This window comes from Actinacidiphila sp. bgisy160, assembly GCF_965342435.1.
GTDB lineage: Bacteria > Actinomycetota > Actinomycetes > Streptomycetales > Streptomycetaceae > Actinacidiphila.
This window is the reverse complement of the sequence record NZ_CBDRCM010000001.1, coordinates 316,390-341,749: the sequence shown is the minus strand read 5'-3', so window position 1 is coordinate 341,749 and position 25,360 is coordinate 316,390. Positions and strand designations below refer to the sequence as shown.

Sequence of the window (25,360 nt, the reverse complement as noted above, 5' to 3'; positions counted from 1 at the left end):
CAGACTGGGCGGTCAGGGTCGGGACAACTGTCTTGTGCGTACGCGCGGTGCGCCCAGGGGGAACGTCAAGGGGACGGGTACGGATGAGCGGGGACGGCACGCGGGGCACTCATTCGGGGCGTTCGGTCGGTAACGGTCGCTACGTGTTCCGCGATCTGCTGGGACAGGGTGGCATGGCCGCCGTGCACCTGGCACACGACACAGTGCTGGACCGGCCGGTGGCCGTCAAGACGCTGCACACGGACCTCGGCCGGGAACAGTCGTTCCGCGAGCGGTTCCGGCGTGAGGCGCAGGCCGTCGCCAAGCTCAACCACACCAACATCGTCTCGGTCTTCGACTCCGGCGAGGACACCGTCGACGGCTCGCTCGTGCCGTACATCGTCATGGAGTACGTCGAGGGCAAGCCGCTGCGCGAGGTGCTCGACGAGGACGTCGCGCGGTTCGGCGCGATGCCCACCGAGAAGGCCCTGAAGATCACCGGGGACGTGCTCGCGGCGCTCTCCGAGAGCCACAGCATGGGCCTGGTCCACCGGGACATCAAGCCGGGCAACGTGATGCTCACCAAGCGCGGCGTGGTGAAGGTGATGGACTTCGGCATCGCCCGTGCGATGCAGTCCGGCGTCTCGTCGATGACGCAGACCGGCATGGTGGTCGGCACCCCGCAGTACCTGTCGCCGGAACAGGCGCTGGGACGGGGCGTGGACGAGCGCTCCGACCTGTACTCGGTGGGCTGCCTGCTCTTCGAGCTGCTCACCGGGCGGCTGCCGTTCGACGGCGACTCCCCGCTGGCCATCGCCTACCAGCACGTCCAGGAACTGCCACCGGCGCCGTCGGCGCTCAACAGGGCGGTGCAGCCGGGCGTCGACGCGCTCGTCGCGCGGGCGCTGCGGAAGAACCCCGCCGAGCGCTTCCCCACCGCCGACGCCATGCGCGACGAGGCGGAGCGGGTCGCCGCGCCGGGGCACGGCGCCGGCGCCACGCCGCTGATCATCGGCGGCGGACCGCGCCCGCGCGGCCGCGGCGAGGAGGTCTCCTCCGCGGTCTTCCCGCCGGTGCAGGGGGACTTGCGCACCCCGGCGCCGAACGTGCAGACCCCGTACCAGGCCCCGGCTCCGGCTCCGTACCCGCGACCCCAGCAGCACTGGGGCACCGCCGCCCAGGGCAGCCCCGCGCACACGCCGCCGCCCGGCCCCGGCCCGGCCTACGGCTACCCGCAGCACGCACACGCCTCGCACGCGCCCCACCAGCCGCACCCGCAGGCCGTGCCGCAGCACTCCACCCCGCCCTACACGATGCGCCCGGGCGCCCCGGCGGGTGGCGGCCGCAGGGGCGGCGGCGTCTCGACGGCGGTCGTCGCCCTCGGCGCCACGGTCGCCGCGATCGCGGTGGTCGTGGTGATCGTCATCGCGATGTCGATGGGCGACAAGGGCGGTACCGGGGGCACCGGCGGCACCCCGACCTACGACTCCCGGAACAGCGCCCCCGCCACCCCTCGCGAGGAGACGCAGCCGGCGGGGGACGAACCCGCGCCGGGCGTCAGCCAGGCCGACCAGACCCGCACCATCGACGCCTCGCGCTGCACCGAGGCGACCAAGAGCTACCAGGACGACGACCCGGACTCCGTGGTGATGCCGGACTTCTTCACCAAGTACGTCGACTCGGTCAAGTCCTGCATGGACGCGGCCGGTTGGGACTACGAGGTCAAGTACCGCAACGAGCAGATCTACGGGAAGGGCGCGGTCGTCGACCAGAAGCCCAAGACCTACAGCGCGTTCAGGCCGGAGAAGGACAAGGTCACCATCTGGGTCTCCACCGGCCAGGGCGGCTGACGCCACCGGCAGGCGCCCGGCCGCCCCGGTCACCGTCGGCGCCCCCGCGGATACGACGGACGGCGGGTGACCCCACCGGTCCCCGCCGTCTGTACCTACGCGTACGTACCGTCCCGGTGCCGCCCGCTCACAGATACGGGCCGTTGCGCGCCCCACCCGGGGCGTGCCCCTCCTCGTCGCCCTCGTGGCCCACACCGGGCGGCAGCGCGCGGCGCATCTGCTCCAGCTGGGCACGGGCGGCCATCTGCTGTGCGAACAGGGCGGTCTGGATGCCGTGGAAGAGGCCCTCCAGCCATCCCACCAGCTGCGCCTGGGCGATCCGCAGCTCGGCGTCGCTCGGCACGCCGTCCTCGGCGAAGGGCAGCGAGAGCCGCTCCAGCTCCTCGACCAGCTCGGGGGCGAGCCCCGCCTCCAGCTCCTTCACGGAGCTGTGGTGGATCTCCTTCAGGCGCGCCCGGCTCGCCTCGTCCAGGGGCGCCGCCTTCACCTCTTCCAGGAGCTGCTTGATCATGCTGCCGATGCGCATGACCTTCGCGGGCTGTTCGACCATCTCCGTCACGGGGACCTCGCGCTGCTCGTCGCCTTCTCCGGCGCGGCCGGCGTGTCCGCCGCCGCCGAGGGCCATCCCGTCCGGGCCGACGACCAGGACCTGCGGGCTCTCCTGCGACCGTTCGTTCATCGGCATCTCCATGCCGCCATTGTCTCGCACCGGCGCCTCTCCGGGATTTGTGCCCCCCACCGCGGCTCGCTACCCCTCCCGGCGGCCCTCGTCCGCGGCCGGTGCCTCGGTACGAAGGGGCGCCAGCCGGCCGGCGCAGCGGGCGAGCCAGCGCAGTTCGGCCTCCGCCGCGAGGACCAGCCGTTCCAGCACGAACAGCCTGGCCAGTTCCTCCGGGCCGGCGGGTCCGCCTTCCTCGGCCCGGTCCCGCAGCCGCTTCCACTCCCGCACCACGGCCGAGGTGTGTTCGCGCTGCGCCTCGACGACCGCCGCCGGATCGGTCCCCGGGGAGCAGAGGGCCATCGCCACTTTGATCGCCGGTTCGTCGCGGGGCGGGCTCGCCCGGTCCACGGGACGCCCCAGCCACGCGTGCAGTTCGGCGCGGCCCGCGTCGGTGAGGGCGTACAGGGCGTGTCCCGCCCCGTCCTCACCCGCGGGGGCCACCAGGCCGTCGCGCTCCAGCCGGCCCAGCGTGGTGTACACCTGGCCGACGTTGAGCGGCCAGGTCGACCCGGTGCGCGACTCGAACTCGGTACGCAGCTGGTAGCCGTACCGGGGCCCCGCCTCCAGCAGGGCCAGTAAGCCGTGTCGGATGGACATGGGGCGAACGTATACCGAGTATGCAGGGGCCCGGCAAGTTCAGCGGCCACGGCGCAGCCGCAGGCCGAGGAAACCCAGGCCCAGCCCGATCAGCACCAGCCCCGCACCGAGCGGCAGCACCTCCAGCACCCGTCCCACGGGCACCTGGCCGGCGGCCGGGCCCTGGTCCTGCGGCTCCTCGACGTGGACGGGGACGGGCGCGGAGGGCCGGTCGCCACCGCCCTCCGGGGTCTGCGGCGGCTCCGCCCGGCCGGGGTGCCTGCGCCCCTCGCCGGCCGCGCTGCCTGCGGGCCCGGAGGACGCCGCCGAGTGGGGCGGGGGCGGCGTGCCCGCGCCGGTGACCAGGAGGGCGAGCCCGGTCACCGTCGCCGCAACGACCACCTTCCGCAACTCCATGCTTCCAGCGTCACACGGGGAGTCACGGGCGGCCAGTCGTGCCCCGCGGTGCCCTGCCGACCGTCCGGAGCGTCGTTCAGATCGTGAGCAGCACCTTGCCGACGTGGCTACCGGCCTCGACCAGCCGGTGTGCCTCGGCCGCCTCGCGCATCGGCAGCGCGCGGTCCACCACCGGGCGCACCACGCCGGACTCCAGCAGCGGCCAGACGTGCTCCCGCACCGCCGCCACGATGGCCGCCTTCTCCTCCAGCGGCCGTCCGCGCAGCGAGGTCGCGGTGATCGCGGCCCGCTTGTTCAGCATCTTGCCGAGGTCGAGCTCCCCCTTGACGCCGCCCTGGAGCCCGATCACGGCCAGCCGGCCGTTGACCGCGAGGGCGTCGACATTCCGGCCCAAATACTTCGCGCCCATGATGTCGAGGATGACGTCGGCGCCGCCGAACGCCTCCCGCACCTCGGCCGTGAAGTCCTGCTCCCGGTAGTTGATCCCGAGGTCCGCGCCCAGCTCCCGGCACTTCGCGAGCTTGTCCTCGCTGCCCGCGGTGACCGCGACCCTGGCACCGACTGCCTTGGCCAGCTGGATCGCCATCGTGCCGATGCCGCTGGAACCGCCGTGCACCAGCAGCGTCTCGCCGGGACGCAAGTGGGCGATCATGAAGACATTGGACCAGACGGTGCAGACGACCTCCGGCAGCGCCGCGGCCTCGACGAGCCCCACGCCCTTGGGCACCGGCAGCAGCTGCCCGGCCGGGACGGCGACCTTCCCGGCGTAGCCGCCGCCCGCGAGCAGCGCGCACACCTCGTCGCCCACGCTCCAGCCGGCGGTCCCCGGGCCGAGGGCGGCGACACGCCCCGAGCACTCCAGGCCCGGGTAGGGGGACGCGCCGGGCGGCGGGTCGTAGAAGCCTTGCCGTTGCAGCAGGTCGGCACGGTTGACGGCGGTCGCGACGACCTCGACCAGCACCTCGCCCTCGGAGGGTACGGGATCGGGGACCTCGGCCCAGACGAGCGCGTCGGGGCCGCCGGGTTCGGGGATGGTGATCGCATGCATGGGGCCGACGCTACCTCTGCGGGGCGTGCGAGGAGTCTTCCTGACTCGTCCTGTGGATGACGATGAGCCGATCGGTCAACTTCAACGGGCTCGCCTCGGGGTTGTCGTGGTCGAGCAGCCGGTGGCCGCGCTTGACGACCACGACCAGGTCGCCGATCTCACGCGGGTCCAGCCCGGCCTCCGCCTTGGTGACCGGGCGCTCGATCAGGTCCAGCCCGCTGCCGTAGCTGATCAGCTCCTCCATCACCTCACCCGCGCTCGGGCTGAGCATCGACATCCCGAGCAGCCGGCCCGCCGCGCCGGAGCTGGTGACGACGGCGTCGGCGCCCGACTGGCGCAGCAGGGGGGCGTTCTCCTCCTCGCGCACGGACGCGACGATGGTGATCCGCTTGCTCAGCTGGCGGGCCGTGAGCGCCACCAGGACGGCGGTGTCGTCCCGCTGCGCCGCGATGATCAGTTCCCTGGCCCGCTGGATCTCCGCGCGCAGCAGGACGTCGTTGCGGGTCGCGTCGCCGGTAACGCCGGCGAAGCCCGCGGCGACCGCGGACTCCACCGCCTTGGGGTCGGGGTCGACCACCACGATCCGCTGAGTGGGCACGCCGTGGCCGGTCAGCGTCTTGGCGGCGGAACGGCCCTTGGTGCCGTATCCGACGATGACGGTGTGGTCGCGCACGGTGGACCTCCAGCGCTGCTGCCGGTACTGCTCGCGGGTGCGCTCGGTGAGCACCTCGAGAGTGGTGCCGACGAGGATGATCAGGAAGAGCACGCGAAGGGGCGTGACCAGGAGAACGTTGGTCAGCCGCGCGCTCGCGCTGTACGGGACGATATCGCCGTAGCCGGTGGTGGAGAGGGTGACGGTCGCGTAGTAGACGCAGTCCAGCAGCGACATCGGGCCGCCGGCGTTGTCGTGGTAGCCACCGCGGTCGACGTACACGATCGCTACGGTCAGTACCAGGACCAGCAGGGCCAGCAGGAGCCGCCGGGCCACCTGGATCAGGGGCCCGACGGTTTTCTTGTGGGGCAGGTGGACGACGTCGCCGGTCGCCCACGCGGCGCCTCGGCCGCGGCCCGCGTCCCTCACAGCCGCCCCCAGCCGGTCTCCAGGACGGCCGTACGGTCGCCCTTGACGGCCCCGCCGGGCGGGATCACGGCCATGCCGTCGGCCGCCGCGACGCCGCGCAACATGGCCGGACCGCTGAAGTGCAGCGGAGCCGCCTGCGACTCGTCGTCGAGGACCACCGGCACCAGACGGGTGTCGGTGGGATGGCCGTGCACGTCACCGGTGAGCCGTGCCTCGTACGCCACCGGGGCCGGGCGGCCCGCGAGCGCGCGCAACAGGGGGACGGCCAGGGTCAGCACCCCGGAGACCGCGGCCAACGGATTGCCCGGCAGGCCCACCAGCCGTCCACCGTCCGGCAGTTCGGCCAGCAGCATGGGGTGGCCGGGGCGGACCGCGACGCCGTCGACGAGCAACCGCGCGCCGATGCGTTCCAGCACGGGGTGGACGAAGTCCACCGGGCCGCCCGCGGTGCCGCCGGTGGTGACGACGACATCGGCGGTGGACCCGGTGACGGCGTCCTCCAGCAGGCCGGCATCGTCCTTCAGCCGCCGCGCGCGGACCGTGCCGGCCCCGAGCGCGCCGAGCCAGCCGGGCAGCAGCGGGCCGAGCGCGTCCCGCACCCGTCCGGCGCCGGGCGCGCCGCCGTCCAGCAACTCGTCACCCAGGACGAGGACCTCCACCGACGGCCGCGCGATGACGGTCAGTTCGTCGTAGCCCGCCGCCGCGGCCAGGCCGAGCACCGCGGGCGTGACCAGCGCGCCGGCCGCCAGCAACTCGTCGCCGCCGCGGCACTCCTGGCCGCGGGGCCGCACGTCCTGGCCGGGCCCGGGGCCGCCCCGCGTGGCGTGCAGCAGCCCGTCGGCGGTGATCCGCCCGTGTTCCCGGCGCAGCACCGCCGTCGTGCCGGGGGGCAGCGCGGCCCCGGTGGCGATGACGGTCGCGTGGCCGTCGAGCAGCGGGGCCCCGGAAGCCTGCCCGGCGAGGACGCTGCCTTCCGTGCGCCACGGGCCCGGGCCTGCGACGGCCCAGCCGTCCATCGCGGAGGTGTCGAAGGAGGGCAGGTCCGTGAGCGCGATCAGCGGCCCGGCCAGAGCGTGTCCCAGCGCGGCGCCGAGCGGCACGGCCAGCCGTGCCAGCGGTTCCGCGGCGGAGCCGGCGATGCGCCGTGCCCGGGGCCACGGCAGGTCGTGGTGGCCTCCGTTGGCGCCGTGGACGCCGTTGCCTCCGCGGGCGCCGTGGGCGCTGTGGGCGCCGCCCCGGGTCCCGCCGTGCGGGTGGGGGAGGGGCGTCGGGGCGCCGTCGGGGTCCGCCCCGCCGGAGGGTGGCTGCACGGGGTCGTGCCGGCCGGCGGACCGCCCGTTGGCCAGGGCCAGCGCCGCGTCCAACTCGTCGTCGGCGGCGTCCCCGGCACCGGTGTCGCGGGCGCCGCCCGCCGCACCCGGCAGGTTCATGCGCCCGGGTCCCCGCTCTCCGCTTCCTTCGCCCACCGCTCGGCCAGCGCGGAAGCACGCCTGGCGGCCTCCGCGACGGCCTGCTCGCCCCCGCCCGCCGTGGCCGCCGCGTAGCCCACCAGGAAGGTGGTCAGCGGCGCGGCGGGGCGGTCGACGCCGTGCGCGGCGTCCCGGGCGAGATCGAGGAGCATGCGCATGTCGACGTCGAGTTCGATGCCGAGTTCGGCTTTGGCTGCGGTGATCCATTCATCCAACACGCCCCCATGCTCCCTGATCCGGGCCCGGGCTGTGGAGAGGTCGTCCCAGGTGTCGCAGTCGAAGGAGGCCTGCCCGGTCGGGTCGGGCAGCCGCCGCAGGGCCAGTTCGCCGGTGAGCAGACGCAACGGCAGCCCGCTGAGGGTCCCGTGCTCCGCGGCGATCAGCGCCAGGTGCTGGCGCAGCGCTTCCGTGCGGTAGGTGGCCGCCAGCGTCTGGTCGCGGCCGTCGGAGTCGGTGAGCACGACCCCGTCGGCGCCCTCCGCGCCGCGCAGGGCGGCGAGCAGCGCGTCCACCGTCGTACGGGAGAGGAACGGCAGGTCGGCGGCGAGCACCAGCACGACGTCCGCGGTGACCTCGCGCAGCCCGGCGAAGAGCGCGGGCAGCGGGCCCCCGCCCGGCGGTTCCTCGCGGGCCCAGGCCACCGGGCGGGCGGTGGGGCGGCGCGGGCCCACGACCACCGTGGTGGCCGCTCCCGCGCACGCGTCCAGGACACGGTCGATCAGCGCGCGGCCGGCGACCGGCAGCCCCGGCTTGTCGGCCCCGCCGAGGCGCCTGGCGGCGCCGCCGGCGAGGACGACCGCGTCGTGGGGCTGCTCGTACGGCGAACGCGGCGATGGGTGGTCATGCGGCTCACGCGGCTCCGGGGTCATGCCCGGAGTATCGCCCACCGTGAGGTGTTCACACCGCCCGGAGCAGCACCGCCGGCTGTTCCACGCAGTCCGCGACGAAGCGGAGGAAGCCGCCCGCCGTGCCGCCGTCGCACACCCGGTGGTCGAAGGTGAACGACAGCTGGACCACCTGACGTACCGCCAGTTGGCCTTGATGCACCCACGGTTTGGGGGTGATCCGGCCGACGCCGAGCATCGCGGCCTCGGGATGGTTGATGATCGGCGTGGAGCCGTCGACGCCGAACACGCCGTAGTTGTTGAGCGTGAAGGTGCCACCAGTCAGCTGGGCCGGGGTCAGACCGCCGGAGCGGGCCGCCTCGGTGAGTCGGCCGATCTCCGCCGACAGCTCCTCCGTGCTGAGCCGGTGGGCGTCCCGGACGACCGGAACGACCAGACCGCGATCGGTCTGCGCGGCGAAGCCGATGTGCACCTCCGGCAGCACGACGATCTCGCCGCGCTCGGTGTCCACCGTGGAGTTGAGCTCCGGGTAGCGGGCCAGGGCCGCCGCGCAGATCCGCGCGAACAGTGCGAGGACCGACACCTTGGGACCGCCCGCGGCGTTCATCGCCGCACGCGCGGCAAGCAGTTCCGTCGCGTCGGCGTCGACCCAGCAGGTGGCGTCGGGGATCTCCCGCCGGCTGCGGCCGAGCTTCTCGGCCACGGCGCCGCGGATGCCCCGCAACGGGATGCGGGTGCCCTCAGCGGCCGCGGCGGCGGGCGCCGGGTGGGCCGCCACGGCGACCGGCGCCGTGGACCCTGCCGTGATGGCCCGTTCCACGTCGGAGCGCAGGATCAGCCCGTCGGGGCCGGAACCGGTCAGCGCGCGCAGGTCGAGGCCGTGCTCACGGGCCCTGCGCCGCACCAGCGGGGAGATGACGGCGACGGGACCCTCGCGCCGGTCCGGCGCGGTGACCGCGGCCACCGCGGCCGGGGCAGGCACCGGGGCGGGAGGCGGAGCGGCTGCCGGGGCTGTCGCGACGGGAGCCGGCGCGGGGCGCACCCGGCGGCGCCGGGCCGCGGGGCCACTGGTGCCGTAGCCGACCAGCACGTTGCCGGACCCGGAGTCGCCGTCGGCGGAGGCGGCCGGGGCGGCGGCCACCGGAGCGCCGGGCGCCTGCCCGTCGGGGGTGCCGACCGCGACCGTCAGCAGCGGCCTGCCGACGTCGAGGGTCTGGCCCTCCTCGCCGAACCGCGCGGTGACCACACCGCCGTAGGGGCAGGGCACCTCGACCACGGCCTTGGCCGTCTCGACCTCTACGACCGGCTGGTCGATGGCGACGACGTCGCCGACCTGCACCATCCAGCGAACGATCTCGGCCTCGGTCAGGCCCTCACCCAGGTCGGGCAGGGCGAATTCGCGGACGACGGCCATCACGCCTCCTCCCACTGCAGCCGCCCGACCGCGTCGAGGATGCGGTCGACGCCGGGCAGGTGGTGGCGCTCCAGCATCGGCGGCGGGTAGGGGATGTCGAAGCCGGCGACCCGCAGGACCGGGGCCTCCAGGTGGTGGAAGCAGCGCTCGGTGACCCGGGCGGCGATCTCGGCGCCCACGCCGCCGAAGCCGGTGGACTCGTGGACGACGACCGCGCGGCCGGTGCGGCGCACCGACGCGGCGACCGTCTCGTCGTCGAAGGGCACCAGGCTGCGCAGGTCGACGACCTCCAGGTCCCAGCCCTCCTGCAGCGCGGCCTCGGCCGCCTCCAGGCAGACCGGGAGCGACGGGCCGTAGGTGATGAGCGTGGCGGAGCGGCCGCCGCGGCGGACGACGGCCCGGCCGATCGGGGCCACCTCCTCCGGCGCGTCCGCCGACCAGTCGGCCTTTGACCAGTACAGCCGCTTGGGCTCCAGGAAGATCACCGGGTCGTCGGAGGCGATCGAGGCCCTCAGCAGCCCGTAGGCGTCCGCCACCGTGGCCGGGGTGACGACGTGCAGCCCGGGGGTGTGCGCGTAGTACGCCTCGGAGGCGTCGCTGTGGTGCTCGACGCCGCCGATGCCTCCGCCGTAGGGCACCCGGATGGTGATCGGCAGCGGCATGGCGCCGCGCGTGCGGTTGCGCATCTTGGCGACGTGGCTGACCAGCTGCTCGAACGCCGGGTAGGCGAAGGCGTCGAACTGCATCTCGACCACGGGGCGCATGCCGTACATCGCCATGCCCACGGCCGTGCCGAGGATGCCGGCCTCGGCGAGCGGGGTGTCGGTGCAGCGGCTGTCGCCGAACTCCTTGGCGAGGCCGTCGCTGATCCGGAAGACGCCGCCGAGGGTGCCGATGTCCTCACCGAAGAGGTGGACGGACGGGTCCTCGGCGAGGGAGTCGCGCAACGCGCGGTTGAGCGCCTGGGCCATGGTGGCCGGCTTGCGCCCGGTGGCCACGGCGGTCGCGGTGGTGGCGGTGCTCATGACTGTGCCTCGGCCTCCAGCTCGGCCCTCAGCATCGCGGCCTGCTCGCGCAGCTGCGGGGTGGGCTCGGCATAGACGTGTGCGAACAGGTCCATCGGGTCCAGGACCGCGTCCTCGTTCATCCGCTCGCGCAGCGCGGATGCCATCCGCTCCGCGTCCTCCTCGGTGTCGCGGACCATCGCGTCGTCGAGCAGGTCACGCTCGCGCAGGGCGCGCTCGAGCACCGCGATCGGGTCGTGCTCGCGCCAGGCCTCGACCTCGGCGTCCTCCCGGTACCGGGTGGCATCATCGGCGTTCGTGTGGGCTTCCATGCGATAGGTGATCGCCTCCACCAGGGTCGGGCCGCCGCCCTCGCGGGCGCGGGCCACGGCCTCGATGAGCACGGCGTGCACGGCCGCGATGTCGTTGCCGTCGACGAGCCGCCCGGGCATCCCGTAGCCGACGGCCTTGTGGGCCAGCGACGGGGCGGCGGTCTGCTTGGCGAGCGGCACCGAGATGGCGAAGCCGTTGTTCTGCACGAGGAAGACCACGGGGGAACGCCACACGGCGGCGAAGTTCAGCGCCTCGTGGAAGTCGCCCTCGCTGGTGCCTCCGTCGCCGACCATGGCGAGCGCGACGACGTCGTCGCCCTTGAGCCTGGCGGCGTGCGCCAGGCCCACGGCGTGCGGCAGCTGGGTGGCCAGCGGCGTGCTGAGCGGGGCGACCCGGTGCTCGCGCGGGTCGTAGCCGGTGTGCCAGTCGCCGCGCAGCAGCGTCAGCGCCTCCACGGGGTCGACGCCGCGGGCGACCGCGGCAAGGGTGTCGCGATAGCTGGGGAACAGCCAGTCCTGGGGCTCCAGGGCCAGCGCCGCGGCGACCTCGCACGCCTCCTGGCCGGTGCTGGAGGGGTAGACGGCGAGCCTGCCCTGCTTGGTGAGCGCGGTGGCCTGCCGGTTGTACCGGCGGCCGCGCACCAGCTGTCCGTACATCGTGGTCAGCAGTCCGGCGTCGAGCGCGCCTGCCTCGGGGGTGCCGAGCAGTCGGAACGGCTCAGGGTCGGGCAGCAGCGGCGCCGGGTCGGTGCGGGGTTGCCAGACGTGCTGGTCCAGGACGGTCATCGCGAGCACCTCCTCGTGGGCGTGTTCGTTGGGGGGAGCGGGTATCGCTCCCCTACCGATTGTTCGGTCGCCGGAGGCATTTTGGCTACAGGTGTGTCCCGCCTGTGGACAAACGGTTCTGCACAGCCTGAGATGGAGCCAGTACGTCCATGCTAGGGAGGCTCGGGGGCGTGACGGATTCCCAAATTTCTCGGGGGGGAGCCCCGGGACCACAGGCCACGGCGCCGGACACCGGTCCGGCGGCGGTGCGTCCGCTGGACGCCATCGACCGCGCGATCCTGCGCTACCTGCAGGAGGACGGGCGGGCGTCCATACGATCGGTGGCCGAGCACGTCCACGTGTCCAGGGCCAACGCCTACGCCCGGATCAACCGCCTCATCGAGGACGGGGTCATCCGCGGCTTCACGGCCCGGGTCGACCACGAACGCGCGGGTCACGGCGCGTCCGCCTACATCACGCTGAAGATCGTGCAGAACTCCTGGCGCACCGTGCGGGAGAAACTGCTGGAGCTGCCCGGGGTGGCGCACATCGCCCTGGTGAGCGGGGACTTCGACGTCCTGCTGCTCGTCCACACCCCCGACAACCGCAGCCTGCGGGAACTGGTGCTGACGCGCATCCAGGCGGTGCCCGAGGTGCTCAGCAGCCGCACACTGCTGGTCTTCGAGGAGACCGACCGGGTGCTGACCGACTGACCCATGGCCCGGCCAGCGCTAGTCGGCGTGCTTCTCGAGGAAGGCCGTCACGGTGGCCCAGTTGGGGTCGTAGGTGAGCATGCCCACCCCGTGCTGGGGCCCGCTGACGATGTCGAGCCGGTTCTCGGCCGCCTTCTTCGTGGCCTTGCTCAGCGCCTCGGCCGACTCGGCGAACCCGGTGTCGCCCGCCGCCGCCATGTAGAGCACGGGCGCGGTGAGCCGGGGTACCGCGGAGCTCGCGTCCATGGTCCCGTAGGTCTCCGGCGCGGAGAGCGAGACCACGGCGTCGACCGGCGGGTCCACCGAAGCGGCCCCCTCCAGGACGGCCGTGCCGCCCTTGGAGGCGCCCATGAGCAGGACGTGCCGTGCGCCCTTGGCGCGCAGGAACGCCACCCCGGCCACGACCTCGGGCACCTCGCTGCCGTTCGAGTCGACGACCAGGACGCGGTAGCCGTCCTTGATCAGGAGATCGGCCTGCGGCATCCACTGGCACATGTCGCCGTCGGCCTGGTGCATCAGCAGGACGGCGGTGTCGCCCTTGCCGGCGAACCAGGCGTCCACGGGGTTGTCGTCGGTGTCGTCGTAGCTGACGGATCCGGACTTCGCCTGCGCGGCCGTCAGGCAGCCGAAGTCCTCCGGCGGTGTGGCGTCGGCGGCCTGCCCGCCGCCGTCACCCCCTCCGCACCCGGCGAGCAGCAGGACGGCGGCAGAGGCGGCGCACAGGCGGGCACGAGGGGCGAATGGCATGGCCCTGATCGTGGAGGCCGGTCTGGACCAGCGTCAAGAGACGCGCAGCCCGTCGAAGGCGAGCCGTACGACGGCGGCGACGACCGCCGCGTCGTCGTGCTCCCGGGTACCGGCCGCGTGCGGCTGGTACCACTCGACTATGGAATTGATCATTCCGAAGAGCAGCCTGGTCGCGAGCCTGGGCTCCACGTCTCCCCGCAGGTCCCCCTCCGCGACGGCGGACTTCAGCAGGTCGGCGACCCGGTGGTCGAACTCCCTGCGGCGCTCCAGTGCCGCGCGCTCGGTCCTGGTGTTCCCGCGCACCCGCAGCAGCAGCGTGACGTAGGGCAGCTCCGCCATCAGCACCTCGGTGGTACGGCGCGTGACGTACTCCAGCCGCTCCACGGCCCGCCCGCCGCGCGCTCCGGGCTCCTCCAGGATGCCGAAGAGACCGTCCAGGGCACGGCCGACGGCGCGCTCGAGAAGCTCCTCCTTGCCCCGCACATGGTGGTAGATCGAAGACTTGGAGATGCCGGCGGCCCGCGACAGGTGCTCCATGGACGTGCCGTCGTAGCCGCGCTCGATGAAGACCGCCACGGCCACGGCCAGCAGCGAGTCCGGGGTGTAGGTGTCCCTCTTGGGGGCGGAGGTGTCGCGCTGTGCCATGGCCATGATTAGAGCAGTCTCCCCTCGGCCGCCGCGCGGCGGCTCAGCTGACGGGACGGCGCGTAGCGCCCGCCGGGGTACGCCTGGTCCAGGTTGCGCAGCACCTCGCGGACCCACTCCGGGCCCAGTTCGTCGCCCCAGGCGAGCGGACCGCGCGGGTAGTTCACACCGAGCCGCATCGCGGCGTCGACGTCCTCCGGCGAGGCCACCCCGCGAGCGACGGCGTCGGTGGCGAAGTCCACCAGCATCGCCACGGTGCGGGCGACGATCATGCCCGGGACGTCCTCGATGACACTGACCTTCTTGCCCAGCGCCTGGAACAGCCCGATCGCCGCCTGCACCGTCTCCGGGCGCGCGGAGTCGGACGGCGCGATCGCAACCCGGGTGGCGGCCCGGTAGTCCAGCGCGAGGTCGAACTGCACGTAGTCGACGGCCGGGCCCGTGGTGGCCGGGCCGCCGTCCGCCAGATAGAGCCGGCCGCCGCCGGGCAGCTCGATGTATCCGTCGTCCGGGTCGGCGACCTCGCCGTCCAGCACCTCGATGCCCGCCTCGGCGATCATCCGGGGCAGTTCCGCGGCCGGGCCGCGGCCGCCCATGCACACGGTGACCTCGGCGGGCGGCTTCTCCGGCCCCGCGGTGTGGGGGACCGGCGCGGCGGCACCCTCGGCGTGGTCGTACCAGCCGTGCCCGCTCTTGCGGCCCAGCCGCCCGGACTCCACCAGCCGCCGCTGGGCGAGGGAGGGGGCGAACTTGGGGTCCCGGAAGAAGGATTCCCACACCGAGCGAGTGACGGCCTCGTTGACGTCCTGGCCGATGAGGTCGGTGAGCTCGAACGGCCCCATCCGGAAGCCGCCGCTCTCCCGCAGCACCGCGTCGATGGTGGCTGGATCGGCCACGCGCTCCTCGTGGAGCCGGAAGGCCTCCGCGTAGAAGGGGCGCGCGACCCGGTTGACGATGAAGCCGGGCGTGTCGGCGCAGCGCACCGGCGTCTTGCCCCAGGCGGCCGCGGTGTCGTACGCGGTCCTGGCGAAGGCCTCCTCGGTGGCGGCGCCGGAGACCACCTCGACCAGCGGCAGCAGTGGGGCGGGGTTGAAGAAGTGCAGGCCGACGAAGCGGCCAGGGCGGCGCAGCGCACCGGCCACGGCGGTCACCGACAGGGAGGAGGTGTTGGTGGCCAGCAGGCAGTCCTCGCGGACCACCGACTCCAGGGCCGTGAAAAGCTGCTGCTTGGCGCCCAGGTCCTCCAGGATCGCCTCGACGACGAGCGACACGCCCGCCAGCTCCTCGATCTCCCGGACGGCCGAGAGGCGCCCGCGGGCCGCGTCACGCCCGGCTGCGGGCAGCCGGCCCTTCTCCACCAGGCGGTCCAGCCGTTCCGCTATGGCCCGCTCGGCCTGCTCGGCCCGGCCGGGGCCCGCGTCGTAGAGCCGTACGGAATGCCCCGCCACCAGTGCGACCTGGGCGATTCCCTGGCCCATCGTCCCCGTGCCCACCACCGCGACCGTGCTGGATCGGTCAAGAGCGCTCATCGCCGCCACTGCTCCTCGCCAGTTGTCCACAGCTTCGGCCGGCCCCCCTTGTCCCGACCGAACATTCGGTTAATCTAGCGGGGAAGCCAGCACCCTGCCCACCCCAATCCAGCTCGACGAGGAGTTGGCCCCATGGCTGCCGATCCCACCGCTGTCCCGTCGGTCGTGAAGCACCGCGAGACGCTCGACAAGGCGCTCAAGGCGATCCGTACCCGCGAGTACTGGTCTCCGTACCCCGAGCACCCGAAGGCATACGCGGACGGCGCGACCGCCCAGGCCGCGTTCGAGGCCCTGCGCGGCACCCGCTTCGACCTGGACCAGCCCGGTACCGACGGCTGGACCGGCGGCGAGGTGTCCCCGTACGGCATCGAGCTGGGCGTGGAGTACCCGCACCCGGACGTCGACGTGCTCCTCCCCGCGATGCGGGCCGCGATGCCCGCCTGGCGGGAGGCCGGCCCGGAGAACCGGGCCCTGGTCTGCCTGGAGATCCTGGCCCGGATCAACGCGCGCACCACGGAGCTCGCCCACACGGTCATGCATACTTCTGGCCAGGCCTTCATGATGGCCTTCCAGGCCGGTGGCCCGCACGCGCAGGACCGGGGCCTCGAGGCCGTCGCCTACGCCTACGTCGAGCAGGTGCGCACCCCCGGCACTGCCGAGTGGGTCAAGCCGCAGGGCAAGCGCGACCCGCTGACCCTGCGCAAGGACTTCACGGCGGTGCCGCGCGGCGTCGCGCTCGTGATCGGCTGCAACACCTTCCCCACCTGGAACGGGTACCCAGGCCTCTTCGCCTCGCTGGCCACCGGCAACGCGGTCGTCGTCAAGCCGCACCCGCGCGCCGTGCTCCCGCTGGCACTGACGGTCAGGATCGCCCGCGAGGTGCTCGCCGAGACCGGCTTCGACCCGAACCTGATCTGCCTGGCCGCCGAGCGGCCCGGTGAGGGCCTGGCCAAGACGCTGGCGCTGCGCCCCGAGGTCCGCGTCATCGACTACACGGGCTCCACCGCCTTCGGTGACTGGCTGGAGGACAACGCCCGCCAGGCCCAGGTCTTCACCGAGAAGGCCGGCGTCAACACCGTCGTCGTCGACTCCACGGACGACTACAAGGGCATGCTGTCCAACCTGGCCTTCTCCCTGTCCCTGTACAGCGGCCAGATGTGCACCACCCCGCAGAACCTGCTGATCCCGCGCGACGGCATCGCCACCGACGACGGGCACAAGGGCTTCGACGAGGTGGTGGGCGATCTGGCGGCCGCAGTCGGCGGGTTGCTCGGCGATGACGCCCGGGCCAACGCCCTGCTGGGCGCGCTGGTCAACCCCGATGTGAAGGCCCGCCTGGAGGCGGCCGCGTCCCTCGGCGAGGTCGCGCTCGCCTCCCGCGAGGTCCCGAACCCCGACTTCCCGGACGCCGTGGTCCGCACCCCGGTGATCGTGAAGCTGGACGGCGCCAAGCCGGACGACGAGGCCGCCTACATGTCGGAGTGCTTCGGCCCGGTCGCCTTCGCGGTCGCCATGGACTCCACCCAGGACGCGGTCGACCTGCTGCGCCGCACCGTTCGGGACAAGGGCGCGATGACGGTCGGCGCCTACACCACCTCCCGGGAGGTGGAGCGGCAGATCGAGGACGTCTGCCTGGAGGAGGCCGCCCAGCTCTCCCTCAACCTGACCGGCGGGGTGTACGTCAACCAGACGGCCGCCTTCTCCGACTTCCACGGCTCCGGCGGCAACCCCGCCGCCAACGCCGCGCTGTGCGACGGGGCCTTCGTCGCGAGCCGCTTCCGGGTCATCGAGGTCCGCCGCCCGGTCTGATCCGGCTCTTGCGCACCACCGACAGCCCCGTCCGGAGCCGCCCTGTCACTCCGGACGGGGCTGCTCCGTCCCCACCCGCGCGTGGCGCTGGATCCAGGCGTGCATGGCGATGGCGGCCGCGGCGCCCGCGTTGATCGAGCGCGTGGAACCGAACTGGGCGATCGAGCAGACCGCCGCGGCGTGCTTCCACGCCTCGTCGGTCAGCCCGGGCCCCTCCTGCCCGAAGAGCAGCACGCACCTCCGGGGCAGCTCGGTGGTCTCCAGCGGCACGGCGCCGGGGAGGTTGTCGATCCCGATGATCGGCAGGTCCTCCTCGGCCGCCCACGCGGCCAGCGCCGCGACGTCCAGGTGGTGACGCACATGCTGGTAGCGGTCGGTCACCATGGCGCCGCGCCGGTTCCAGCGCCGCCGCCCCACGATGTGCACCTCCTTGGCCAGGAAGGCGTTGGCGGTGCGCACCACGGAACCGATGTTGAAGTCGTGCTGCCAGTTCTCGACGGCGACATGGAAGTCGTGGCGCCGGGTGTCGAGGTCGGCGACGATCGCCTCACGCGTCCAGTAGCGGTACTCGTCCACCACATTGCGGCGATCGCCGTGCGCGAGCAGTTCGGGGTCGAAGCGCGGGTCCTGCGGCCAGGGCCGCGGATGCGGCCCGACCCCGACCTCGGGGCCGAAGCCGTCGTCGTACTGCATCGGCTCGGCCGCGTCGTCCTGGCTGGTGCTCACACCACGAGGTTAGAGGGGGCGGGCTCGCCGGCCGGTCCCGGCCCTCGCTGGCCCGTGGCCGCCTGCGCCCCCGCGTCCTCCGGCTCCCCGGTGGCGCCCGCCGTCCCGTGGCGTCCCGCTCCGCGCCCCACCAGCCGGCCCATCCGGTCGCCCGCCCAGCGCAGGAAACCGGTGGGCAGGAAGACCGCGTCGGCGGCGATCATCGCCAGCGAGAAGAACGGCAGTCCGAGCACGACGGCGATCGAGGCGTGCTCCACGATCATCAGCGCGAGCAGCACGTTCTTCACGCGGCGGTTGAAGAGGGTGAAGGGGAAGGCGACCTGGACGATCACGGTGCCATAGGTGATCACCATCACCATCAGGCCGTTGGCGGCCATCGCGTGGGACAACTCCGGCCAGGGACTGAAGTCGTCCAGGTGCAGCGGGTAGTACAGCGCGGTCCCGTCCTGCCAGCGGGAGCCCTGGACCTTGTACCAGCCCGCCGTGGCGTAGATCAGGCACACCTCGACCACGATCACCAGCAGACCGGCGGCGTGCAGGATGTTGGCGAGGATGTCGAGCACCGCGCGCGGCTCGCCGGGCGCGTACCGCCGCACCGCCCACCACACGGCCTGGAGCACTAGGAAGCCCCACAGGAACGGGGTCCAGCCCAGCCAGGGCAGCAGGCCGTCGGTCCAGGTCAGGCCGGTGCTGCCGAGCAGTTGCGCCACGGCGAGCACGAGTCCGAGGACGATCCACAGCACGATCCCCGCGCCGCCGGTGTCCCGGCCCTTGGCTCTGCGGCGGGCGTCGAGCGACCAGACCTGTCCGCACCGGGTGAAGACGAGGTAGATCGCCATCAGGTGGATCACGTTGTCGCCGCCGTCGCCGACGAACACACTGCGGTTCTGCAGGGCGAGCACGCCGATCATGAACAGCAGCGAGGCCGTGCGGGTGCGCCAGCCGAGCAGCAGCATCGCGCTCGCCGCGATCGCACCCGCGTACACGACCTCGAACCAGGCGTCGGCCCTGCCCCACAGCAGCGGGGTGAAGGCGTGGTTGTCGGCGACGAGCCGGTTCGCGAGGTCCCAGCTCCACGACCCGTCCGGTCCGTAGAGCTCGTGGCGGTGCGGCCACTCACGCAGCAGGAACAGCAGCCAGGCCAGCGAGATGCCGATCCGTACGACGGCGGCCTGGTGGGGGCCGACGGTGGTGCCGGTGATCCGCGCCAGGCCGCGCGACAGACCGCCCGCGGCGGAACGGGACAGTCCCGCGAAGGGGGACGGGACGGCGGGCGGGACGGGGCCCGGCCGGCCGGCGGCGGGCACCGGCCGGTGCACGGCCCCGCGCGCGGACCCGTCCGGGCCCTCGTGCGCGGACTCTTCCACGGCCCCGCGCGCGGACTCGTTCACGTACTCGCTCACGACGCGTCCTCCCCGCCCTCGTCCTCGTCCGCCACGTCCGAGCGCCACCAGGGCAGCACCTGGAAGGTGGTACGCGTGTCGATCTTCTCGGGGCTCCAGGTGGGGGCCGCGACCGGCGTGGTGCCGGTCCGCACCTGCAGGCGGACGACGTCACCGCCGTTGAGCCGGGGCCCGAAGCGGCCCTCCACGATGCGCTGCAGGTACTGCCTGCTCAGCTCGCCGCGCACGCCGATGGGCTTGTCGTTCTCTCCGTGGGAGGCGGCGTAGAAGCTCCACGCCCTGCGCAGCTCGTTCTGCTGGGTGTGACTGGGCGCGACGTTGTGCCTGATGGCGGCTATGTCCATGGCCGTGAGGTCGACCCAGCCGGTCACCTGGGTCGAGCCGTCGTCCTTGTGCACCTCGGCACGCGCCCAGACGTGGATGTTCTGCTGAAGCGGATTGGGCGCGAAGAGCTTCCAGTTCTGCTCGAACTCGGGGTAGACGTAGCCGGCGACCAGGTCTCCGTGCTTCTTGGTGGCGGTGTTCGGCGGCGCGACGTGCAGGAAGACCATGAGCAGGTGCACCGCGACGCCGACCGCGGCCGCGGCCAGCGCCAGCGCGACCACGATCCGCGCGGGCGGCGACAACGCGGCTATGCCGGCCGGTCCCCCGGACTCCTCGGGTGGCTCCATCGTGGTTCTCCGCTCTGTTCCCCGTGCACCGCTCAGCACGGAACGGTACTCATGCCACACACGTGCGGTACAGCCGTACCGGTCAGCACAGGCCGCGGGTGGCACGGGGAGGGCGGGGAAGGCGGTGAGCCAGGGCGCAGGTGCCGCCGGTCAGCCGCCCATGGCGCGGGCAGGGGGCCTCAGAGCACGTGCGCCGGACCCGTGCCGTCCGTCACCAGGGGGCGGCCCGCGGCCTCCCAGCCGAGCATGCCGCCGTCGACGTTCACCGCGTCGAGGCCCTGCGCGATCAGGTACTGGGCGACCTGCGCCGAGCGGCCGCCGACCCGGCACACGACGTGCACCCGGCGGTCCGCCGGGACCTCCTCGATACGGGCGACGACCTCGCCCATCGGGATGTGCGCCGCGCCCTCGGCATGCCCGGCGTCCCACTCGTCGTGCTCCCGGACGTCGAGCAGGTAGGCGTCGGCGGGGACCTGCGCGGCGTCCACCGCGGGCAGCTGGGCGTTGAACATGGAACGGGCTCCTTCGGTCAGGGCGTGCAGGTCGAACGTACCCGACCCGCTACTCGGACCCCTTCGAGGAGCGCACCAGCTCCGCCAGCCGGGCCTCGCGGTTGGCCACCTGGTTGAGGAGGTTCTCCGCGATCTCGTTGAGCAGCCCGTCCGGGTCCTCCGGGGCGAGCTTCATCATCTGCGCGATCGCGCTGTTCTCCAGATCGGCGGCGAGCGCTGCCAGCCGCTCCTTGCGCTCCGCCAGCCACTCCAGCCGCGCGTACAGCACCTCGGCCTCGCTCGGCTGCCCCTCCGCCGGGACCGGCCCGGCCTCCCACTCCTCCGCCAGCTCGCGCAGGCGCTGCTCGTCCCCGTAGGTGTACGCCTCGTTGACCCGGGCGATGAACTCGCTCCGGCGCTCGACCTCGGCCTCGTCCTGCGCCAGGTCCGGGTGCGCCTTGCGGACCAGCTCGCGGTAGAGCCGCTGCGCCTCCTTGCCCGGCCGCACGCGGCGCGGCGGGTTCGGGTCCTCCTGGGGCCGGACCCCGTCCGAGCCGAGCAGACCCTCGAAGAGCTCCTCCACCCCCGGCATCGGCATCACGAGGGCGCGCGCCTCCCAGGCGCGCTGGATGTCCTCGCGGGAGCCGCTCTTGGCCGCGACCGCCTCCGCGATCAGCGCGTCGAGCTCGTCGAGCCGGGCGTACATCGGGCCGAGCCTCTGGTGGTGCAGCCGGGAGAAGTTCTCGACCTCCACCCTGAAGGTCTCCACCGCGATCTCGAACTCGATCAGGGCTTGCTCGGCGGCGCGCACCGCCTGCGCCAGCCGGTCCTGCGGCTCGGAGGAGGATGCGGCGGCCGACTCGGTGCGGGGGGAATGGGCCGACTCGGTGCCGGGGGAATTCGTCACCGGTCCAGCCTACGAGGAGTGGGGGGCGCCGGTCACAGGCTACGGCCTGGTAGCTGCCACCGGCACACCGGCACCAGTGCCCTCACACGCCCTCTTCCGCGGCGATCCGCCCGGCCCGCACCTCCGCCACCAGCTCGGCGTGGTCCGCCTCGGTCCGGTCGGCGTACGCGACCGCGAACGCCGCGACCGCCTCGTCCAGTTGCTCGCCCTTGCCGCAGTAGCCCGCGATCAGCCGCGGGTCCGCGGAGTGCGCGTGCGCCCGGGCCAGCAGCGCGCCGGTCATCCGCGCGTAGTCGTCTATCAGGCCGGGCTCCAGCTCCGCGGGGTCGACGCTGCCCTTGCGGTTGCGGAACTGCCGTACCTGGTACGGCCTGCCGTCCACGTCGGCCCAGCCCAGCAGACTGTCGCTGACGACCTGCATGCGCTTTTGGCCCAGCACCACGCGCCACCCCTCGTGCTCCACCACGGGCGCGTCGAACCCGGCCTTGCCCAGGTACGGCAGCAGCGCGGAGGGACGGGCCTCCTTCACCTGCAGCACCAGCGGCTGCCCGAGGTGGTCCAGGAGCAGCACCACGTACGACCGGGTGCCCACGCTGCCCGTCCCGACCACCCGGAACGCCACGTCGTGCACCGCGTAGCGGGCCAGCAGCGGCCGCCGGTCCTCACCGATCGTCGCCTGGTAGCCGGCCTCCGACAGGGACGCGGCGACCGCCGCCGCCTCCTCGTCCGGCACCCGGCGCAGCACCGGGGGAGCGTCGACGAAGCGGCGGCCGCCGCCCTCGACCTCCTCCGTCGCCCGCGCCGCGAACTTGGCGCTGGTGTTGCGGCGCGCCTTCCCCGCCACCAGGCGCAGCGTGCCCGCCAGGTCGCGGGCGTCGGCATGCGCCACCAGCTCCTCGTCGGCGATGGCGTGCCAGGCGTCCAGCACCGGCATCCTCGCCAGCAGCCGCATGGTGCGCCGGTACGCGCCCACCGCGTCGTAGGCGGCGCCCCGGCACGCGTCCTCGTCCGCCCCGGCCTCACGCCCGGCCAGCACCAGGGAGGCGGCGAGCCGCTTGACGTCCCACTCCCAGGGTCCGTGGACGGTCTCGTCGAAGTCGTTGATGTCCATGACCAGCCGGCCGAGGTGGTCCCCGTACAGGCCGAAGTTGGCGGCGTGCGCGTCCCCGCAGATCTGGGCGCCGATCCCGGTGACCGGGCCGCCCGCGAGGTCGGCGGCCATCAGCCCGGCCGAACCGCGCAGGAAGGCGAAGGGGCTCGCCGCCATCCTCCCCACCCTCAGCGGGACGAGTTCCGCGATGCGCCCGAGGCCGGACTCCCACACCGCCTCCACGGCGCCGGGCCGGTCGGCGCCGGGCGCGAACCCCGCGTGCGCCTCGCGCGGCACCGCCTCCCGCAGCGCCTTGCCCTCCTGCTTGGGCCGGCCGTCGTGCGGCCATCTCCGGAACCCGGCGATGTGCGGAAGCCTGTGCTCCACGTGCTCACCCTCCCCTTGGGCCATGCCCGGTTGGTCACTCCTGGGGGCAATCTAGCCATTTACCGGACCGCGTCCGATGTTTCATGCTTGCCTGGACGTGACGACCCGACCCTGATGCCCTTTCAGCCTTCCGCGCCGAACCGCAGCCGAACCGCAGGTGCCCGACGTTGGACGAGATGACCAGGCTTCCCACCACCACGACCCCGCTCGCAGCCACCGGTGTCTCCGCGCTCGTACGCCTCGCCGTGCTCTGCGTCGGCCCCGACGGCGACATCTCGTACTGGAACCGCGGTGCCGAGGAACTCTTCGGCCACCGCTGGGAGTGCGTGTTCGGCCGCCCGGCGGCCGGACTGCTGCCGCACACCGCGGGCCGCCACCCCGGTGAACAGGACGCCCTGGACGTACTGGACGACCTCACCCGGTCCGCCTGGGCCGGAGCGCTGCCCACGACCGACCGCGACGGTGGCGTCAAGGACGTGGTGTGGTGGTCCTACCGCGTCATGGAGCCGACCGGCCGGAGTCTGCTGGTGATCGCCGCCAACGCCCGCCCGCTGCGCGACACCGGGCCGCGCCTCGCGCTCGGCGACCAACTGCTGCCCTACACCGCCGACGGCACCACCTCTCGCGGCGCCGTCCGCATCACCCCGCGCCTCGCCCCGGTCGCCGACCCCGCGCACGCCGAGCACCTGGCCGGCCGGCTGGGCTCGGTGCTGCCCCGGGTCAGCGCCGGCCGGCTGGACCGGATCGTGCGTCAGATCGTGCCCCTGGGCTACCCGGCGGTGGAGGTCGACGGCACGGTGCTGCTCCCCGTGCTCCCCGAGGAGTACGGCACGACCGTCGCACCGCCCGCCACCAATCCCGCCACCGGCCGCACCGCACGGCCCTCCCGGCCCGCCCCGCACCCGGAGCTGCTGCCCGGCCCGCGCGGCGACGTCACGGCGCCGGTGCCGGCCCCGGTGGGCGTCCCCGGCCTCTCGATCGCCCCGGGTCACGTGCTGGACGAGCAGCTCGCCCTGCTCCGGGAGACCGGGGCCAAGGTCGGCACGACCCTCGACCTGGAGACGACCGCCCGCGAACTGTGCGCCGTCACCGTGCCGCGCTTCGCCGACTTCGCCGCCGTCCTCGTCGTCGACCAGCTGTTCTCCGACACCGAGCCGCCGAAGGACGACCTGTCAGGGGCCACGATCCTCGCCCGCCGCGTCGCCGTCGCCCACACCGACACCACCCCCGGCCCGTGGGCGGCCGCCCTGCCGGAGGGCGAGCTGATCCCGCTGCCCGCCGACTCCACCCCGCGGCTGGGCGAGCCGCTGCTCGTCCCGGTCATAGACCCCGCGCTCGCCCAGGACATCGCGCTCGACCTGGGCGTTCCCGGGCTCGGCCCGTTACTGCCCGAGCGGTCGATGGTCGTCGTACCGCTCACCGCGCGCGGCACGGTGCTGGGACGCATGTGCTTCCTGCGCCATCCCGGCCGCCGCCCCTTCGACGCCAAGGACGCCGCGACCGCCGCCGAGGTCGCCGCCCGCGGCGCCGTGCACCTGGACAACGCCCGGCTGCACCGCCTGGAGTCGCGCGCCGCCGCGACCCTGCAGCGCAGCATGATGCCGACCCGCCCGCCCCGCATCCCCGGGGTGCGGATCGCCCACCGCTACATGCCCGGCGACCGCCAGGCCCAGGTCGGCGGCGACTGGTTCGACGCCATCCAGTTGCCCGGCGGGCGCGTGGCGCTGATCGTCGGCGACGTCATGGGCCACGGCCTGCTGTCGGCCGCCGTGATGGGCCAGTTCCGCACCTCCGTCATCACGATGGCCGCGCTCGACCTGCCGCCCGCGCAGTTGCTGCGGCACCTGGACAACCTCGCCCACCGCTTGGGCGCCGAGCACCTGGCGACGTGCGTGTACGCGGTCTACGACCCGATCCACCGCACGCTCGCCCTGGCCAACGCCGGCCACATCCCGCCGGTCCTGGCCCGGCACGACGGCCGCAGTCAACTGCTGCAGGTGCCCGAGGGCGCCCCGATCGGGGTCGGCGGCGTGCCCTTCGAGACGGTCGAGATCCCGGTTCCTGACGGCAGCTGGCTGGTGCTGTGCACCGACGGCCTGGTGGAGGTGCGTGGTCAGGGGATAGACGCCGGCCTGGCGGCGCTGTGCTCCAACGTCATCGAACCGCAACAGACCCCCGAGGACGTCTGCGAGCAGATCCTCAACCGTGTCCACTCCGACGACCGTCGCGACGACGTGGCCCTGCTGGTCGCCAACTTCCAGGGCATCCCGTCCGAGGACGTCGCCGAGTGGCGGCTGTCGATGGATCTCTCCGAGGTCCGCAAGGCACGCGCGCTCACCCGCGAGCAGCTGGCGCGGTGGGGGCTGCGAGGGCTCAGCGACCTGACCGAGCTGCTGGTCAGCGAGCTGGTGACCAACGCGCTGCGGGTCGCCTCGCACGAGGTGTCGCTGCGGCTGATGCGGGTCGGCAAGCTGTTGGTCGAGGTCAGCGACGACGACCACAACCTGCCGCAGCTGCGCCGCGCGGACGCCGACGACGAGGAGGGGCGGGGCCTGGCCCTGGTCAGCAACCTCTCCCGGCGCTGGGGCACCAGTCGCAAGGCGGTCGGCAAGGTCGTCTGGTTCGAGCTGCCGCTGCCTGACTGACCCGGGGGGCGACATCTCCCGCATCAAGGCCCACGAGCAGGCCACCGCCAAGGCCAGGGAGCTCGCGGCGCGCGTCGCCCGGCCCCGTTCCGGCCG

At 73.5% G+C, this 25,360-nt stretch carries 23 protein-coding genes; 4 read left to right on the top strand and 19 right to left on the bottom strand.

What is annotated here, in order from left to right; translation table 11 throughout:
• The first annotated feature begins 83 nt into the window (after positions 1-83).
• Positions 84-1,829, top strand: a complete 1,746-nt coding sequence (locus ACRWNP_RS01615) for a protein kinase domain-containing protein (protein WP_431959023.1) — start codon at positions 84-86, stop codon at positions 1,827-1,829.
• A gap of 127 nt (positions 1,830-1,956) precedes the next feature.
• Here ACRWNP_RS01615 and ACRWNP_RS01610 read toward each other — a convergent pair whose 3' ends face one another.
• The 10 genes from ACRWNP_RS01610 to pdhA form a co-directional block, all read right to left on the bottom strand.
• Positions 1,957-2,520 (bottom strand): bacterial proteasome activator family protein, encoded by a 564-nt coding sequence (locus ACRWNP_RS01610; RefSeq protein ID WP_431959022.1) that lies wholly within the window; start codon positions 2,518-2,520, stop codon positions 1,957-1,959.
• Between the two features lie 57 nt (positions 2,521-2,577).
• Entirely contained in the window at positions 2,578-3,147 is a 570-nt protein-coding gene (locus ACRWNP_RS01605) for a PadR family transcriptional regulator (protein ID WP_431959021.1), read from the bottom strand.
• Positions 3,148-3,186: 39 nt separating this feature from the next.
• Positions 3,187-3,543, bottom strand: coding sequence for a hypothetical protein (locus ACRWNP_RS01600; RefSeq protein WP_431959020.1), 357 nt, complete (start codon positions 3,541-3,543; stop codon positions 3,187-3,189).
• 76 nt (positions 3,544-3,619) lie between these two features.
• Positions 3,620-4,591: an NAD(P)H-quinone oxidoreductase gene (locus ACRWNP_RS01595; protein ID WP_431959019.1), complete on the bottom strand. Its 972-nt coding sequence runs from the start codon at positions 4,589-4,591 to the stop codon at positions 3,620-3,622.
• 10 nt (positions 4,592-4,601) lie between these two features.
• Positions 4,602-5,672 (bottom strand): potassium channel family protein, encoded by a 1,071-nt coding sequence (locus tag ACRWNP_RS01590; RefSeq protein ID WP_431959018.1) that lies wholly within the window; start codon positions 5,670-5,672, stop codon positions 4,602-4,604.
• Positions 5,669-7,102, bottom strand: coding sequence for a molybdopterin molybdotransferase MoeA (locus ACRWNP_RS01585; RefSeq protein WP_431959017.1), 1,434 nt, complete (start codon positions 7,100-7,102; stop codon positions 5,669-5,671). The genes ACRWNP_RS01590 and ACRWNP_RS01585 overlap by 4 nt, the downstream gene beginning before the upstream one ends.
• Positions 7,099-8,010 (bottom strand): NTP transferase domain-containing protein, encoded by a 912-nt coding sequence (locus tag ACRWNP_RS01580; protein WP_431959016.1) that lies wholly within the window; start codon positions 8,008-8,010, stop codon positions 7,099-7,101. The genes ACRWNP_RS01585 and ACRWNP_RS01580 overlap by 4 nt, the downstream gene beginning before the upstream one ends.
• 28 nt (positions 8,011-8,038) lie before the next feature.
• Positions 8,039-9,400 (bottom strand): dihydrolipoamide acetyltransferase family protein, encoded by a 1,362-nt coding sequence (locus tag ACRWNP_RS01575; protein WP_431959015.1) that lies wholly within the window; start codon positions 9,398-9,400, stop codon positions 8,039-8,041.
• The gene (locus ACRWNP_RS01570) at positions 9,400-10,425 is read right to left on the bottom strand and encodes an alpha-ketoacid dehydrogenase subunit beta (protein WP_431959014.1); all 1,026 of its coding nucleotides are present in this window, start codon (positions 10,423-10,425) and stop codon (positions 9,400-9,402) included. Before ACRWNP_RS01570 ends, ACRWNP_RS01575 begins: the two co-directional genes overlap by 1 nt.
• Positions 10,422-11,522 (bottom strand): pyruvate dehydrogenase (acetyl-transferring) E1 component subunit alpha, encoded by a 1,101-nt coding sequence (gene pdhA, locus ACRWNP_RS01565; protein WP_431959013.1) that lies wholly within the window; start codon positions 11,520-11,522, stop codon positions 10,422-10,424. Before pdhA ends, ACRWNP_RS01570 begins: the two co-directional genes overlap by 4 nt.
• A 149-nt stretch (positions 11,523-11,671) precedes the next feature.
• Here pdhA and ACRWNP_RS01560 point away from each other — a divergent pair, with 149 nt between their 5' ends.
• On the top strand, positions 11,672-12,214 hold the full coding sequence (locus tag ACRWNP_RS01560) for an Lrp/AsnC family transcriptional regulator (RefSeq protein ID WP_431959012.1): 543 nt from the start codon (positions 11,672-11,674) through the stop codon (positions 12,212-12,214).
• Positions 12,215-12,232: 18 nt separating this feature from the next.
• Here the strand turns inward: ACRWNP_RS01560 and ACRWNP_RS01555 are convergent, their stop codons facing one another.
• From ACRWNP_RS01555 to ACRWNP_RS01545, 3 genes are read right to left on the bottom strand one after another with little or no spacing between them, the layout of a single operon-like run.
• Positions 12,233-12,961, bottom strand: coding sequence for an alpha/beta hydrolase family protein (locus ACRWNP_RS01555; protein ID WP_431959011.1), 729 nt, complete (start codon positions 12,959-12,961; stop codon positions 12,233-12,235).
• Between the two features lie 33 nt (positions 12,962-12,994).
• Positions 12,995-13,612: a TetR/AcrR family transcriptional regulator gene (locus tag ACRWNP_RS01550; protein ID WP_431959010.1), complete on the bottom strand. Its 618-nt coding sequence runs from the start codon at positions 13,610-13,612 to the stop codon at positions 12,995-12,997.
• Positions 13,613-13,614: 2 nt separating this feature from the next.
• A complete protein-coding gene (locus tag ACRWNP_RS01545; RefSeq protein WP_431959009.1) occupies positions 13,615-15,135 on the bottom strand; it encodes a 3-hydroxyacyl-CoA dehydrogenase in 1,521 nt (506 codons plus the stop codon).
• 132 nt (positions 15,136-15,267) lie between these two features.
• Here ACRWNP_RS01545 and paaN point away from each other — a divergent pair, with 132 nt between their 5' ends.
• The gene (paaN, locus tag ACRWNP_RS01540; RefSeq protein WP_431959008.1) at positions 15,268-16,944 is read left to right on the top strand and encodes a phenylacetic acid degradation protein PaaN; all 1,677 of its coding nucleotides are present in this window, start codon (positions 15,268-15,270) and stop codon (positions 16,942-16,944) included.
• A 45-nt stretch (positions 16,945-16,989) separates the two neighbouring features.
• Here the strand turns inward: paaN and ACRWNP_RS01535 are convergent, their stop codons facing one another.
• The 6 genes from ACRWNP_RS01535 to ACRWNP_RS01510 form a co-directional block, all read right to left on the bottom strand.
• Complete coding sequence (locus ACRWNP_RS01535) at positions 16,990-17,637, bottom strand: TrmH family RNA methyltransferase (protein WP_431959223.1); 648 nt, start codon at positions 17,635-17,637, stop codon at positions 16,990-16,992.
• Positions 17,638-17,666: 29 nt separating this feature from the next.
• Positions 17,667-18,989, bottom strand: a complete 1,323-nt coding sequence (locus tag ACRWNP_RS01530; RefSeq protein ID WP_431959222.1) for an HTTM domain-containing protein — start codon at positions 18,987-18,989, stop codon at positions 17,667-17,669.
• An 80-nt stretch (positions 18,990-19,069) separates the two neighbouring features.
• Positions 19,070-19,744 (bottom strand): DUF5819 family protein, encoded by a 675-nt coding sequence (locus ACRWNP_RS01525; protein ID WP_431959007.1) that lies wholly within the window; start codon positions 19,742-19,744, stop codon positions 19,070-19,072.
• 179 nt (positions 19,745-19,923) lie between these two features.
• Positions 19,924-20,256, bottom strand: coding sequence for a rhodanese-like domain-containing protein (locus ACRWNP_RS01520; protein WP_431959006.1), 333 nt, complete (start codon positions 20,254-20,256; stop codon positions 19,924-19,926).
• Positions 20,257-20,305: 49 nt separating this feature from the next.
• A complete protein-coding gene (locus ACRWNP_RS01515; protein WP_431959005.1) occupies positions 20,306-21,142 on the bottom strand; it encodes a hypothetical protein in 837 nt (278 codons plus the stop codon).
• 82 nt (positions 21,143-21,224) lie between these two features.
• A complete protein-coding gene (locus ACRWNP_RS01510; protein WP_431959004.1) occupies positions 21,225-22,643 on the bottom strand; it encodes a DUF2252 domain-containing protein in 1,419 nt (472 codons plus the stop codon).
• A 152-nt stretch (positions 22,644-22,795) separates the two neighbouring features.
• Here ACRWNP_RS01510 and ACRWNP_RS01505 point away from each other — a divergent pair, with 152 nt between their 5' ends.
• The gene (locus ACRWNP_RS01505) at positions 22,796-25,264 is read left to right on the top strand and encodes a SpoIIE family protein phosphatase (protein WP_431959003.1); all 2,469 of its coding nucleotides are present in this window, start codon (positions 22,796-22,798) and stop codon (positions 25,262-25,264) included.
• Positions 25,265-25,360 lie beyond the last annotated feature (96 nt).